Below are 13,817 nucleotides of genomic sequence, written 5' to 3' on the forward strand. Positions count from 1 at the left end.
CATGCCCACCCAGGTCACGACCGAGCTCATGCAGGCGCCGCTCCCCGAGCTGGTGCAGCGGCTCGGCGTCGCCATCTCGCAGGCGCAGCTCGCGATGGACCAGAACTCGCTCGCCATCGCGCAGCTGCTTGCCAACCCGGAGAACGGCGTCGACTTGAACGGCCAGGGGACGCGGTCGCTCCTCGAGCTCGGGTTCGCGCCGACGTTCTTTCAGATCACCGAGGCGGTGATCGAAGCGCGCGTCGCCTTCAGCTCGAGCGACACCACCGAGTTCGGCGTCGGCGGGTCGATCGGCGTGAACGTGTACTTCTTCGCGGCCTCCGTGAACGCGCACTACTCCAACCGATACTCGTTCGATGCGAGCGCCTCGAGCTCCATCCGCGCGAAGTTCGTCGCGGTGCCGCCGCCGTCCATCTTCAACGAGACCTTGCGGTCAACCCTCCCCAAGTGAACCCACAGTAGAGCGGGCGCAGAATGACTATCGGACATGACATCTTGAACGTCCCCATGGGAGACATGATCCGGCAGATGGCATTCGCTATCGCGGACGCGCAGGTCCAACTCGACGAGTCGAGCCTGCGCGTGGCCGAGATGATGAGCGGCAAGAAAGTGGAGCGCAACCCGGACGGCACCCCGAGCGGTGTCGTGACCGACACCCGCGTCTCCTTCAACAACGAGCAGCTCAGCATGATCGAACTAGGCTTCACGCCGACGTTCTATCAATTCGTCGACACCATCATCGAGGTGAAGATCGCCATCAAGATGAGCCGCGAGTACGCGTCGACCAACACCATCAAGGGTGAGCGCAAGGTTTCTCGCCTCGTCTTCGGTAACGGCGCTCTCGACTGGTCGGTCACGACGACGCCAGTCGACGCGACGTACAGCTCCAAGTACAACTACACGGCTGAGGGCTCGAGCCTGCTCCGCACCAAACTCACGCCGGTGCCGCCGCCCGCGATCCTCGAAGAGCGCATTCGCAAGCTCATCGAGCCGGCCAACACCTAGCCAGAGGAGAGACCACCATGGCAATCGGCCAAGAGCTCCTGAACGTGCCTTTCGGCGAGATGGTCACGAGCCTCGGGCAGGCCATCGCGCAGGCGCAGCTTCAGCTCGACACGACCTCGATGAAGATCGCGCAGATCATGGCGGGGCAGCCCTACGACGTGCCCAACGCCACCGGCGACGGGACGCACTCAGAGCGGCTCCTCGTGGAGTTCGGCGGCCAGCAACTCTCGATGCTGGAGCTCGGCTTCACCCCCTCGTTCTACCACTTCGTCGACACCATCATCGAGGTGAAGATCTCGATCACCATCTCGAACGAGATCTCGTCGTCGCTGAGCACGTTCCGCGGCAGCTTCAACAGCTACTTCGCGCTCTTCGCGGCGGGGGCGAGCTGCAGCTCGGTGAGCGCGTCGTACGCGAACAAGTACAACTACAGCGCGGAGGGCTCGAGCCTCATCCGCACCAAGATCCAGCCCGTGCCCACCCCCGCGATCTTCGAGCAGCGCATCAGGGCGCTCCTGGCGGCGGGATAGCCGATGTCGGACGGCGCCTACATCGCGTGGGACGAGCTCGAGGAGGAGGAGGAGGCCGGCGAGCCGCCCGCGCCACCGCTGCCGCGCAACGAGCGGCTGGCGGCGCTGCTCGCCGAGCGGGCGCGCCTCGAGCGTGAGCTCGGCCGGCTGCTCGGCAAGGAGCCGGTCAGCGAAGAGGACAAGCGCGAGAACGCGCGCTTCCCCATGCCGATCCACACGGCCCAATCGCGCATGGACGACCGGCGGATCACCATCGAGGAGCTGCGCGCGAGCACGGCGAGGCGGCGGGCGCTCGAGCGAGCGCGGCTGCGGATGCTCGAGGAGCAGCAGCGCGCCGATCGCAAGCACGAGCAGGAGCGCGCCGCGGTCCAGCGCGAGCTCTTGCGGATCGCCGACGAGCGCCGGCGGCGCGAGCTGCTAGAGCAGATCGAGCGGGAACGTCGCGTGAGCGAGGGGATCCAGAAGCGCTGGGCCGACCAGCGCCGGGCTGCGCTGCAGGTGCGCGAGAACGCGCGGCGCGCGGAGTGGACGCTGTTCGACGAGCGCAGCGAGCGCTTCCGCGAGCTGGCCGCGGCGGTGTCGGAGGCGCGCAACCGCGAGCGCGCCGAGCTGCACGCGCGCCTGGATCGCCGCGCGGCGCGCGGCCGCCGCAGGCGGAGCGCCGGGACCGAGGATTGATTCGATGGCCGACCCGAAGGATGCGTTCTCGACGCTCGACGACTTCCTCCTCAGCCTCGCCGACGGGATCTCGCACGCCCAGGCGGAGCTCACGCGCGCTGCCGCCTCGGGGCCCCCGGGCGCGTCGGTGGTCTACCAGCTCCCGCGCGTCGAGTTCGAGCTGAAGATGAACCTCACGGTGGTGGAGGACCAGGCGCTCTCGCAGCGGTACCGGGCCCTGCGGCCGATACGACCCAGCGACAAGCACCTGCTCTTCAGGCCGCTGACGGGGGAGGAGGCGTCGTCGACGCTCGAGATCGCGGCGACGGTGAAGGGGGCGTTCATCGCGGTGCCGCCCAACGGCGGCCTCCCCGCGCCGCTCATCCGTAGCACGGTGGACGCGACCGCCCCGGAGGCGCCGATCGTGCGCGTCGCCGTGAGCAACGCCGCCGGTGAGCCGCTCGTGGGAGTCGAGGTGCAAATCAACGTCGATCGCGAGGAGAGCGTCGCGCTCAATCAGGCCGCCGGTCGCCCCTTCAGCGTGGCGGCGGGCACGGCCTTCGACCGCGGCCAGCTCACGACCGACGATCGCGGCGTCGCGCACGCGTCGCTGTCCATCGGCAAGGGGCAGGAGCCGGGGCTCTTGGTGATCGTGGTCGACGTGCTCTCGCGCACGGACACCCTCGTCTACGAGGTGAAGACGTGAAGATCACGGCACGCGTCATCACCGCCGATGGCGCTCCGCTGGCGAGCGCCAAGGTCGACATGGTCGCGCCCGGTCACGTTGAGAGAGACCTCGAAGTCCCCGCCCGCGTGCTCGCGAGCGGCGTGGTGCGCCAGGGCGCGCTCTCGTTGAGCACGCCCGACCTGGTGCCGCCGGTCTGGGCGCTGACCATCGATGGGCAGCCCGTGCTGGCATTTCCCGCGAAGGCGGATGAGCAGAGCGCCAACCTCGGCGAGATCGTGATGCAGCCGAACGGGCTCGCGTGGAACGCGTTCCATGCGAAAGAGGGGCGCGTCTTCGGAGCGCCGGGCGCGTTGCTCCGCGAGACGGCAGCGAAGCCGCCGGCGAACACGGAGGTCACCCCGCCGCTGATCGACAGGGGAACGACGGTGCCTCCGCTCACGACTGCGGTCGACTTCTCGAAGCCGGTGCCCCTGAGCGTGCTCTTCGGCAGCACCGCGCAACAGCTCTCCAGCGTCGCTACCGCCAGCCGCGATTTCAAGCTCACCGGCGCGACCCTCACGGTGCGCGGGCTGCCGGCGGGCTCGGGGGAGGATCTCGGCCTTCAGTTTCCGGACGCGGAGCTGGCGAAGAACGGGAACGGCCTGTCCGAGCTCTCGTTCGCGCTCCGCCCCGAGCTGAGCGGCGTGATCGTCCCGACGAAACCGCCGCCCGGGCCCGCGCTCCCCGACCTCTCCGGCTACACGCGCGAGCTCGCGGTACGCAAGCTCGCGGCCGCCGGCCTCACCGCAACCATCGCGAGCGAGGTCGTCGCGGACCCGCGCGCGGTCGGCCGCGTCGTCCGCCAGACGCCGAAGGCCGGTACGCCTGCCGACCCCGACGCGCGCGTGCAACTCTTCATCGGCAAAGCCGCGGAGGGCTCCTGATGGCAATCGACGACAAGCTCCATGATGCGCTCTCCGCGCCGCTCGGCGACCTGATCGCCTCCGTGGGTCGTGGCGTCGCCGACGCGCAGCGCGCGCTCGATTCGGCGTCGCTCGCGGCGCTGCGCGAGGTCTACGAGAGCGATGAGGAGTTCTTCCGCGAGCTCCAGGCGATCGGCTACAGACCGACCTGGTATCACATCCCCGAGGCAGAAGGAGAGATTCAGGTCGCGCTCACGGTCAGCGGCGCCGAGTCGACGGCTGCGACACCCGCGCCGCGCTCGAAGATCAAGCTGTATGCGGCGCCGATGGATGCCGGGTACACGTCACGCTACAATTTCTCGCTCACGGCCTCGAGCCGCGTGAAGTTCCGCATCGTGCCGGTCCCGCCGAGCACTGCCGCGGAGGCGATCCGCGTGATGCCGTCGCTCGTCGGCCTGCAGCTCGGCGAGGCGCGCGCGCGGCTCTCGATGCTGGGTATCGACGCGATCTTCCCGGAGGCTCCCAGCTCCGCGGTGCTGATGACCCAGTCGCCCGCCCCCGGCGCGGTGCTCGGCCCCGACGAGAAGGCGACGGTGGGGACGACTTGAGCCGCAAGATGCACCTCGGCGAGATCGCGGCCAGCGTGGGCAGCCAGCTCGCGTCGGCGGACGCCGTGCTGCGATCGAGCCAGAGCCAACTCCGGCTCACCGGTCTCGCACTTCGACTTCAGGGCGCGGCAGCGATCGTGGATAACTCAGTCGGGCTCGACTTCAGCGCGCCGGCGGGGGGCAGCGCCATGGACTTCAGCTTTCACGCCGCGGGGGGCGCGACCAACCCGGGGGAGCCGGTCGCGGTGCCCGACGTGCGCGGCTACACGCCCGCGCTCGCGCGCCGCAAGCTGCAGGCCGTCGGGTTGAGCATCGCGATGACCACGATCGCCAACGCCACCGGTCGCGATGGGGGGAAAACCCCCATCCACCCCGGCTCAGCCGGCCGCGTGAGCGAGCAACAGCCCCCGCCGGGTGCGCAGGCGCTTCCGGGTACGCTGGTGCAGGTCATCGTTCGTTGATCCCCGTGCGACATGCAATTCCAGATTCTGGGACATACCATTGACGTCGTCGACTTCGAAGGATCGGTGACGGCGCCCTACATCGCCGGCGAGCTGGCGCGCGATTGCTACGGTCTCGCGCGCATTCCCTTCGTCGCGAACGACGTGGTCATCGACGTCGGCGCCAATATCGGACTGTTCTCGATCGTCGTGGCCAAGCTGCACCCCGAGGTGACCATCCACGCCTTCGAGCCGCTGGCGGTGAGCTACCGCCACCTCGTCGAGAACCTGAAGCGGAACCAGGTGGGTAACGTCACCGCGCATCACCTGGCCGTCACCGGCGACGGGCGGCGCGTCGATATCGCCGCGCCCAACACCATGTCGGGCGGCGCGTCACTCTACTACGCCGGCGACGCAAGCCTCGTCCATCGCAGTCAGGTCGAGAGCTGGACCCTGCGCAAGGTCTACGAGGTCTGCGCGCCGGCCGGCGCGCGGCTCTTGAAGATCGACGCCGAGGGGGCCGAGTTCGAGATCCTTCCGGCGGGGCTGGATTGCCTGGCCCGCACCGATTACCTGTCGGCCGAGTTCCACCGCGCCCACGAGCGGCCCGATTGCACCGTGGAGCGCCTGATCGACGTGTGCCAGAGGCACATCCCGCCCGCGCGGAGCGTCATCGAGGTGTTCTGACGTGGGGCGTCGCGGGATCGCAGCGTGATGGTGTTGGAGGGATGAATAGGAGCCGGCAGACACAGGGTGAATCCGTACTTCGTGTCTGCGCGTCTGCCTGCGCGAACGGTGCTAGCCCTCGGGGTGGGCCGCTGCGGGTCAGTTCCAGCGGAAGATGGCGCGATCGCTGTTGACGACCCACGGCTTCCCTTCGGGAGAGACGGAGATCTGCGTCGCGCCTCCGGGAACACTGACCCACGTGGCTCCGGCCCAGCGATAGATGTCGAATCCGCCGGGGACCGAGTTGGTGCCAATGACCCAGACCGCGCCGTTGGCGCCGACGCCGATATCCTTGGCGCTGCCCGGGAGCTGCTGCCAGCCGCCGGCTGTGTGACGGAAGATGGCGTCGGAGCTGTTCACGACCCACGGTTCGCCGGAAGGATCCACGGCGATGCGCACGGCGCCGCCCTCGACGCGGGTCCAACTCGCTCCGGTCCAGCGATGAACCCCGAAGCCTCCTGGCGTGGAGTCGGTGCCGATGATCCAGACAGCGCCGTTAGCGCCGACGCCGATGTCCTTCGCGCTGCCGGGGAGCTGCTGCCAGCCTGTCGGCGTGTGACGGAAGATGAAATCGCCGCTGTTCACGACCCACGGTTCGCCGGAGGGATCCACGGCGATGCGCACGGCGCCGCCGTCGATCGACGTCCAGCTCGCGCCGGTGCGGTGGTAGATGCCGTATCCGCCGGGGACCGAGTTGATGCCGATGACCCACACCGATCCGCCCGCGCCCACGCCGACGTCGAACGCGGATCCGTCGAGCTGCGTCCAGTCCCCGCTCTGCGTGACGCGCACGTCGGGCGGCGTCGAGGGCGGCCCGGCAGGCGGCGTCACGGGCGATGGCGTGCGGAGCCGGATCTTCTGGAGTTCCGTGAGGAGCTTGGCGGCGCCCTCGGCGTCGAGCTGAGCCATGCGATCCTTGAGCGCGAGGAGCGCCATGTAGGAGTCATCGATCGCGGCCTGCTCCTGCTTGTACTCGGTGACGTTCATCTTGCAGGTGTTGAAGTTGTTGCAGAGCGCGACGCGGTTCTCCTTGAGCATCGCGACGAGCGCGTCGGCCTCCCGGATCGCGGTCTGCTTGTACGAGGCCTCGGCCGAAACGGGGCCGGCGCCGACGGTGCCCTTGAACGATGCGCCTTCGTAGCGGAGCGCAACCTGCGAGCAGTCCTCGCGGACGATCTTGCCGACTGGGGCGGGGCACTCGTACTCCTGGTAGCCACCGCCGATGCGGGGTCCCTCCGCGCCGCCGCAGGAGGCGAGGGAGACGAAGCAGAGGACGAGCGTCGCGCGGGTGGTGGACTTCATTTTTGCAGCGACTATATCAAGACGGGCCGCGTTCATGGAACACGGCATCGTGTCCAGCAGATATCGATGCGGCCGGTAGTCGGTCCGTGGTGCGGGAGCGCAGGGTGGGGAGCTACGGGGCTTGGGCTGTTGACTCCGTCCGCGGGGGGATCCGGTCGGCGATCCGGACATGCTCCGCTGTCCGGCCCGCACGTCGCGATCACGCCATCGGCGCCTCGCGCGGCCGCCGTTGCTTCCGGGGAAGTGGCGATCACCGACTTCGGCATCTCCGTCCGCCACCTCGACAGGCTCCTCGGTGGCCTGCTGCTCGCAACAGCGCCGCGCATCGAATGGGCGAGCTCATGCGACGCACGTTCGCGATCGACGTCCTCCGTTGCACTCACTGCGACGGCCGGGCGACCTCCGCGGCGCCCGCGACGCCATGGCCCGCGGGATCGCCCCCTTGCTCCGCCGCCTCAAGAGCCTCAAGGGCACCCCTTATTCGCGGAGCTTCCTGCTCGGGCTGCCTCACAACGCCGCCTTGCTCGCCGCCGCCGAAGGCTACGGCTGCATCCCGCCGGAGATCGACAGGCTGATCCGGCAGGCGTAGGCGCGGCGCGGCCGCCCCTGCGAGGCCGACGCGCCGGTAGGTCACGTACGCGTGCGGGGGAAGCCCGACCTCCTCGCGGAAGACACGACAGAGGCGGAACTTGTCGAGTCGCGCGTGGGCGGCGAGCTCGTCGAGCGCGATCGATTCGGTGAACCGCGCATCGAGGAGCTCGCGCGCGCGTCACCGCGCGAGCCCACGCGCTCCGCGGACGGGGCGGATCTCGGCGCATGGTGGTGAGCTCGCACAGGGCGGCGAGCGCCTCGAACGACACACCCGCGAGCTCGAGAGGCGTCGCGTCGCCGCGAAGCAGCGAGCGATGCAACGCCGCCAACGGTGCTTAGCCGGTCGCCCCGCCGCACGCGCTCGGAGGTCGTCGTCTCGCCCTCATCGCCGGTCGGGGTAGCCGCGCTAATGATCGACGTCCCGATCGCGTCCGGTCGCGCATCTTCCGTACCCGTCCGGTGACCTGCACGCTTTTTTGGAGCCTCTGCGCTGCGTAGAACCCCTCGCCGGGGCGGTCGTGCGCGTGCCACCGACGTTCGATGAGGATACGCTGGCGCGCGTCGTTCACGCACTCGGAGGCGTGCGATGATCCCGGGCCGCGTCTCGATCTACGTCGCCACCGAGCCGCTCGACCTGCGCCGCCCGCCTCGGGTTCTCTCCGCCGCCTGCCTCCGCGGCGCGCTTTTTACTGCGTGGTGGAGACGGATGGAGTCCTCCGCGACGAGGAGTTGATAGACGCGCTTGCGACGATTGGCGTGCTCCTTGAGCCGCCGATGACTCCATGGGGCGTCGCTGCTCCTTCAGCAGGGGAACGTGAGGCATTGCCACAAGGCGGTTCCCGTCTCCGGATTCAGCGCGCACGTGCAGCGCACGGAGGTGCAGCCGGGCGCCTTGGGGCACTCGAGGCCGACGTGGTCCGGACACGCCGTGCCGTCCAGCATGAGCAGCTCCTCGCTGTCCGTGGGGCACTCGAGGGGCTGACACGCTGCCGGCGTCGTGCAGGACCACGCGCCGCCCGCGCTGCCGGAACCACCCGCCGCGCCCGCGCCGCCCGACCCGCCGGCGCCGCTGGAGCTGGCCGTCATGCCCGTGCCGCTGGAACCACCCGCCGCGCCCGCGCCGCCCGCCGCGCCGCCCGCCGCGCCCGCGCCGCCCGCCGCGCCCGCGCCGTCGGAGCCGCCCGCTGCGCCAGCGCCGCTTGTCGTTTCACCGCTGAGATTCGAGGATCCGCAGGCCGCTGAAACACTCAACGCAACGAGGAGGAGCCAGGAGCGCATGCCCCAGCGTAGCAAGCGGAGCGTTCCTCTCCGAATGCAGCGTGCGTTGCTACCCGGACGACCCAGGTCGCCGAACCGCGCTCACCGCTCACCTGGTCGCCGGATCATCGCGTGGAGCGCCGCTTCGCCGCGCCGTCGGGCGCGAGGGCGCGCCGGAGGTGCTCGGTGAAGGCGCGCACCTTCGGCAGGACGTGGCGGGTCGGCAGCGATACGACCGAGATCGCGACCGCATCACACGCGGTTTCCGGGAGCACCTCGACGAGCTCCCGCGCCTTGCCCGCGCGCGCCAGCATGAAGTCGCACAGCCACGCGAGGCCGGCGCCCTCGATCGCCAGCTCGATCAGCGCCTCGCCGTCGTCGACGACAATGCGCCGCGTGGGCGCGATCTCGCGCACCTTCGCGCCGTCGCGGAGGCGCCACGGGATGAGCCGGCCGTGCAGCGCGTACCCGAGGCGCACGTGGCGCTCGAGGTCGTCGACCGCGCGAGGCCGGCCGTGCTCGCGCAGGTAGCCGGGCGCGCCGCAGACGAGCATCCGAGAGCGGCCGACCGGGCGTGCGATCAGCCCTGAGTCCGGCAGCGCGCCCAGCCGGACCGCGACGTCGATCCGCTCCGACGCGAGATCGGCCGGGTCGTCGCGCAGCACGAGCTCGACGTCGACGTCGGGGTAGCGCTCGGCGAAGCGCGCGAGCACCGGCACGATCACGTGACGGCCGATCACCGTCGGCGCCTCCACGCGGAGGAGCCCGGCCGGTCGATCGCGCAGACCCGAGGTGGCGCGCTGCGCGTCGTCGAGCTCGCGCAGCGCGGCGCGGGCGCGCTCGAAGAACGCGCGCCCTTCGTCGGAGAGCGTCACCGCGCGCGTCGTGCGGTGGAAGAGCCGCACGCCGACCTCGCCCTCGAGCTGCGTGATGCGGCGGCTGACCGCGGACGGCGTGACGCGCAGCCGGCGCGCGGCGAGCGTGAAGCTCCCGAGCTCCGCGGCCTCGACGAACGCTTCGATCGCTGCGAGCCGGTCCATGTCGCACCTCGATTGATGCGTATCATGCACGAAAGTTGTTCGCCTTCGGCGATGGTTTGCGCCGCGCGCACGAGCCACGGTGCCCTGCATGAGCACCGTGAACGTCGGCGCCACCTCTCCCAGCCCGCGCGCCAGGGCGGTCATCCTCGGAGCGATCGCGACGCTCGCCGCGACCGCGATCCACCACGTCTACGGCGGCGTTCGGTACGCGACGCCGTGGCGCCTCCACGGCGCCGCCGTCGCGCTCGCGCTCGGCGTCCCCATCGCGCTGGCGTACGCGGGGTACCGGCGGAGCCCGGGCACGCGCGCCGGCCGCATCTCCGGGGGCGCGCTCGCGGCGCTCGCCCTCGCGTTCCCGGTGACCTCGACCGGGCTCTTCGAGGGCGCATACAACCACGTCGCGAAGAACCTCCTCTTCTTCGCGGGCGCGCCTCGCGACCTGCTCCTCCGGATGTTCCCGCCGCCCACGTACGAGCTCCCGAGCGATGCCTTCTTCGAGATCACCGGCGTCGGGCAGATCGTCCCCGCGGCGATCACCGCGATCGCGGCCCTCGGCCTGATCGGCGACCTGCGCCGCCGTGTCACGAGGCTCGCGCCCGGGGCCGTGCTCGGCGCGCGCGAGCTCGTGGGCGTCCACGGCGAGCGGATCCGCCTCCCCGATCCCACGCGGATCGTGCACCTCCAGCTCCGTCGCTTCGCGGGCTGCCCGGTGTGCAACCTCCACCTCCGCTCGATCACCGTCCGTCACGACGAGATCGCGGCGGCCGGGATCCGCGAGGTGGTCGTGTTCCACTCGAGCGCCGACGAGCTCCGGCTCCACGTCGATGGGCTCCCCTTCGCGGTGGTGCCCGATCCCGAGAAGCGGCTGTATGCGGAGCTCGGCGCCGAGCCGTCACTCCTCTCGGTGTTCGATCCGCGCGTGTGGCCCACCATCGTCCGCTCGGTGGCGCGGAGCGCGATCGCGATCCTGCGCGGACGCGAGCGGCCGCCCGCGCTGATCCCGACCGGCGGTCGATTCGGGCTCCCGGCCGACTTCCTCGTCGCGCCCGACGGCCGCGTGCTCGCGAGCAAGTACGGCGAGCACGCGGGCGATCAGTGGTCGGTCGACGAGGTCCTCGCGCTGACGCGTGCGCCTGCGGCGCCGAGCGTGCGCGCGGCCGCCGAGGTGTGCGCGCGGTGAACGTGACCGCGGCTATTCGGCTTCGGCGAAGCGAAGCGTCTCGTGGGCCTCGCCGCTCGGTCCCCTCACCAGCGTGCCGTCGACGTCCCAGCTGATACCGCCCTTGCCCGGCGTCCCGTGCTCGACCGTGAGCCCCTCCAGCGTGAGCCGATCCTCGTCGAGGTAGGCGATGCCGATCGAGTCGCCGCCGCGTCCGGGGCCGCCGTAGCCGCCGGGGCCCCCGTCGCCCCCGTTGCCCCCGGCGCAGGCTCGGGTGCCGTCGCCCAGGGCGCCTCCCGGCCCGCCTCGGCCGCCTCGGCCGCCTTTCTCGGGGGCGCCACCGTTGCCGCCCGGACCGGCTTCGCCTGTCCAGATCGAGGTATCGCGCACGGTCAGCTTGGCGTGAAGCGCGATGATGCCGATCGTCGGATGTCCGTTCTCGCCCCCTCGGCCGCCTCGGCCCGCGCAGCCGCCAGCGCCCCCGGAGCCGCCGCTGGCGCCTCCCTTGGACGCCGCATCGCAGACGGCGAGCCCGCCCCGACGACCGCCTCCCCCGCCGCCGCCCTGGCCTGGCGTGCCATCACCTCCGTAGCTGGCTCTGTCGCCTTCCCACCCTCTCGGGGTGATGTCCCCGATGCCCCCATCGACGGTGCCCAGCGCACCGGGCTCGCCATCGAGCCCGGCTCGACCCGCTTCGCAAGGGGCGTCCGTTTCCTCCCCCGCGCCTCCCCGTCCGTCCGTCGAGGTGGCCGCCACGCGCGGCTCCCCGTGCTCGCCGTCGCCAGCGGCGTCGGGCAGCCCATCCCCTCCTTTGCCACCGATGCTCGGGACGCTGCTCGGGATGACTTCGAAGCACGGGTTCTCCACCGCTGCGCCGCCAGGAACGGTGGCCGCCGAGCACGCGTCTCCCCCCTCCTGCCCATCGTGTCCGTGTCTTCCCCGGTTCGGCGAGGGCCACGGGTAGCCATCTTCGCCCGCCTTCCCGGCTCCGGTGTGAATCTGGCCCCGGATCAGCTCCGCCGCCGTCTTGGAGTGGACGAGCATCGCGGTCGAGCCCTCCGCCCAGAGCTGCACGTCCATGATCATCGATACCCCGTCCGCGGCTCCCGTCTCTCCGGGGGCCGGCGGCATGATGGTCAAGGAGCGGGAGCTCGAGTTCAGCGATGTAATCCGCGTGGGATCGCCGTTCTCACGCTCCCACGTCGTGCAGTTGAATCCCCCGACGAGATCCACGCCGGACGGCAGCGAGATGGGAGCACGGAACGCCTGGTTGCACGCGAAGACGCGTCCTCGCCCGGTACTCGCGAGCTCGATGCCGCGGTCCAGGCTCTGCACCGGCCTGGACCTCGTGCCGGGGTTCTCGTCATCCGCCCCCAGGGTGTAGCCAGCGACGAACACCCCGCAGCCAACCTCCGGAATACCGGCGGCGAGGCGCTCGAGACAGGAGGACTCCGACGGCTCGCCCGCTGGCGGCGCGGCGCTGCAGCCGGCCGCGACGAGCAACAGCGCAGAGGACAGGTACGTAAGGTTCGGGCTTCGCATGGTTCTCCGTCGATGTTACGCCGCGGGTACAGGACCGTTCAACGGGGAGCGGCCGCGGGCCACGTGATCGAGCTCGGCCACGTCGCTGCCCTCCGCTTGACCAGGAAAAGAGATCTCGTCCCCCCGCGCCGGCTCCGCTCGCAGGGCTCACTCGGGGGCGGACGTCATTCCTTCTCCGCCGCGCCGTGCGCCAGCACCGTCTCTCCGCCGTTCTTGTCAAGCTCGATGAGCCGGCAGGGCGTCGCCTTCCGGATCCGCTCTGCCAGTTGGTCTTGCCGACGCCGTTCGGTCCGACGATGACGTTGACCTGCGCGAGGGGGAGGGTCAGCTCGCGGATCGAGCGGTATCCCGCGACGTGGAGCTCCTGGACCGTCATCCCGCCGAGGATAGCCCAGACGGGTTCGTTGCGGCATCGACGGGCTCCTTCCCCGTGCGTAACACGGCGGGCTGGCCGTCAGGTTCCGGGAGATGCAGAGCAGCGTGCCACCCTCGGCGCCCGCTCGCGCCTGCCTGTTCACGTCGCCGCGCGACGGGCTGCGCTCGCACGCGACGTCAGGCGACGTCAGGCGACGTCAGTTTCCCTCGCCGGCGAGCTCGCCGCCATCGTCGATGTCCAGCTGGCCGGGGGTGCGAAGTGGGTCGCGGAGGTCGAGGGGACACGTCGGGTTCTGGTGACTGGCCGTTCGCCGACCGTTTTGGTTGACGAACAGCCAGGGGGAGAAGCGTTCCAGCAGCAACGGACGCACTGGCGAAGGACTTCGCGTCGTCACAGGCGCTATCCGATACGCCCTATTCCAGCCTGTCGCCCGATGATGCGGTGTCAAATCGGCTCAGGTAAGGTGTGCCTCGTGCATCGAATCGGCATACCCATACGTGGTCGGGATCATACGCGGTAGCACCGCCAATAGATACAGGTGGGGCCGCTTGCACACTCGGCAGCGCGTCGAGGAGCTCCTCGCTCCCCGCACGCCATCGAAAGAACCATCTCGTCATCTCGGAAGGTCTCGGGTGATGCGCGTCCCGACGTTCGATGATGCGGCCTCGCGAATGGCGATACCACTCATTGAGCCGCTTGGCTATGTACAGATCTCCCGTGTGTGGAAACCATGCGGCGAGCTCAGATCCAGCGTTGAGTGCGTTGGCATACACTTTAACTGGCGAGAGCCACTCTTGCGATAGCTGTCGCAGGAGGAGCTCGTCAAAGAGCGACGGTAATAGCCCATTGCCTGCCCGTCGGGGAAAGAGTCCAGCATGATAACGCCCAAGGTTGGCCAGCTGCGGGTGGAACATGCTCCCAGATGCACAGAACCTAGAAAAGGCAACGGGCGAGCGGCGGCACCACAATTTCCAGAGCGTAGCCGCGAGAGCTG

The 13,817-nt window shown here is 70.1% G+C and carries 16 protein-coding genes; 12 read left to right on the plus strand and 4 right to left on the minus strand.

Annotated elements, in window-relative coordinates; genetic code table 11:
• Position 1: 1 nt before the first annotated feature.
• From WMF44_RS32820 to WMF44_RS32860, 9 genes are read left to right on the plus strand one after another with little or no spacing between them, the layout of a single operon-like run.
• On the plus strand, positions 2-451 hold the full coding sequence (locus WMF44_RS32820) for a hypothetical protein (RefSeq protein WP_437293989.1): 450 nt from the start codon (positions 2-4) through the stop codon (positions 449-451).
• A gap of 56 nt (positions 452-507) precedes the next feature.
• Positions 508-1,005, plus strand: a complete 498-nt coding sequence (locus WMF44_RS32825) for a hypothetical protein (RefSeq protein WP_437293990.1) — start codon at positions 508-510, stop codon at positions 1,003-1,005.
• A gap of 17 nt (positions 1,006-1,022) precedes the next feature.
• Positions 1,023-1,535: a hypothetical protein gene (locus WMF44_RS32830; RefSeq protein ID WP_437293991.1), complete on the plus strand. Its 513-nt coding sequence runs from the start codon at positions 1,023-1,025 to the stop codon at positions 1,533-1,535.
• Between the two features lie 3 nt (positions 1,536-1,538).
• The gene (locus WMF44_RS32835; RefSeq protein WP_437293992.1) at positions 1,539-2,213 is read left to right on the plus strand and encodes a hypothetical protein; all 675 of its coding nucleotides are present in this window, start codon (positions 1,539-1,541) and stop codon (positions 2,211-2,213) included.
• A 4-nt stretch (positions 2,214-2,217) separates the two neighbouring features.
• On the plus strand, positions 2,218-2,898 hold the full coding sequence (locus WMF44_RS32840; protein WP_437293993.1) for a hypothetical protein: 681 nt from the start codon (positions 2,218-2,220) through the stop codon (positions 2,896-2,898).
• Complete coding sequence (locus WMF44_RS32845) at positions 2,895-3,803, plus strand: PASTA domain-containing protein (protein WP_437293994.1); 909 nt, start codon at positions 2,895-2,897, stop codon at positions 3,801-3,803. Before WMF44_RS32840 ends, WMF44_RS32845 begins: the two co-directional genes overlap by 4 nt.
• Entirely contained in the window at positions 3,803-4,390 is a 588-nt protein-coding gene (locus WMF44_RS32850; protein WP_437293995.1) for a PASTA domain-containing protein, read from the plus strand. The genes WMF44_RS32845 and WMF44_RS32850 overlap by 1 nt, the downstream gene beginning before the upstream one ends.
• Positions 4,387-4,851 carry a PASTA domain-containing protein gene (locus WMF44_RS32855; RefSeq protein WP_437293996.1) on the plus strand — a complete coding sequence of 155 codons (465 nt, stop codon included), beginning with the start codon at positions 4,387-4,389 and terminating at the stop codon, positions 4,849-4,851. Before WMF44_RS32850 ends, WMF44_RS32855 begins: the two co-directional genes overlap by 4 nt.
• 12 nt (positions 4,852-4,863) lie before the next feature.
• A complete protein-coding gene (locus WMF44_RS32860; protein ID WP_437293997.1) occupies positions 4,864-5,517 on the plus strand; it encodes an FkbM family methyltransferase in 654 nt (217 codons plus the stop codon).
• Between the two features lie 138 nt (positions 5,518-5,655).
• Here WMF44_RS32860 and WMF44_RS32865 read toward each other — a convergent pair whose 3' ends face one another.
• A complete protein-coding gene (locus WMF44_RS32865) occupies positions 5,656-6,894 on the minus strand; it encodes a tectonin domain-containing protein (protein ID WP_437293998.1) in 1,239 nt (412 codons plus the stop codon).
• A 337-nt stretch (positions 6,895-7,231) separates the two neighbouring features.
• Here WMF44_RS32865 and WMF44_RS32870 point away from each other — a divergent pair, with 337 nt between their 5' ends.
• Both WMF44_RS32870 and WMF44_RS32875 read left to right on the plus strand, forming a co-directional pair.
• Complete coding sequence (locus tag WMF44_RS32870) at positions 7,232-7,447, plus strand: hypothetical protein (RefSeq protein WP_437293999.1); 216 nt, start codon at positions 7,232-7,234, stop codon at positions 7,445-7,447.
• 51 nt (positions 7,448-7,498) lie between these two features.
• The gene (locus WMF44_RS32875) at positions 7,499-7,684 is read left to right on the plus strand and encodes a hypothetical protein (protein WP_437294000.1); all 186 of its coding nucleotides are present in this window, start codon (positions 7,499-7,501) and stop codon (positions 7,682-7,684) included.
• A gap of 566 nt (positions 7,685-8,250) precedes the next feature.
• On the opposite strand, the gene WMF44_RS32880 is transcribed toward WMF44_RS32875, so the two are convergent.
• Positions 8,251-8,727 carry a hypothetical protein gene (locus WMF44_RS32880; protein WP_437294001.1) on the minus strand — a complete coding sequence of 159 codons (477 nt, stop codon included), beginning with the start codon at positions 8,725-8,727 and terminating at the stop codon, positions 8,251-8,253.
• A gap of 104 nt (positions 8,728-8,831) precedes the next feature.
• Positions 8,832-9,746 carry a LysR substrate-binding domain-containing protein gene (locus WMF44_RS32885; RefSeq protein WP_437294002.1) on the minus strand — a complete coding sequence of 305 codons (915 nt, stop codon included), beginning with the start codon at positions 9,744-9,746 and terminating at the stop codon, positions 8,832-8,834.
• An 88-nt stretch (positions 9,747-9,834) separates the two neighbouring features.
• Between WMF44_RS32885 and WMF44_RS32890 the strand changes: the two genes are divergently transcribed.
• Complete coding sequence (locus WMF44_RS32890; protein WP_437294003.1) at positions 9,835-10,926, plus strand: peroxiredoxin-like family protein; 1,092 nt, start codon at positions 9,835-9,837, stop codon at positions 10,924-10,926.
• 12 nt (positions 10,927-10,938) lie between these two features.
• Here WMF44_RS32890 and WMF44_RS32895 read toward each other — a convergent pair whose 3' ends face one another.
• Positions 10,939-12,447 carry a hypothetical protein gene (locus WMF44_RS32895; protein WP_437294004.1) on the minus strand — a complete coding sequence of 503 codons (1,509 nt, stop codon included), beginning with the start codon at positions 12,445-12,447 and terminating at the stop codon, positions 10,939-10,941.
• Positions 12,448-13,817: the final 1,370 nt, after the last annotated feature.

It is taken from the genome of Sorangium sp. So ce426 (assembly GCF_051475585.1).
GTDB classification, from domain to species: domain Bacteria; phylum Myxococcota_A; class Polyangia; order Polyangiales; family Polyangiaceae; genus Sorangium; species Sorangium cellulosum_B.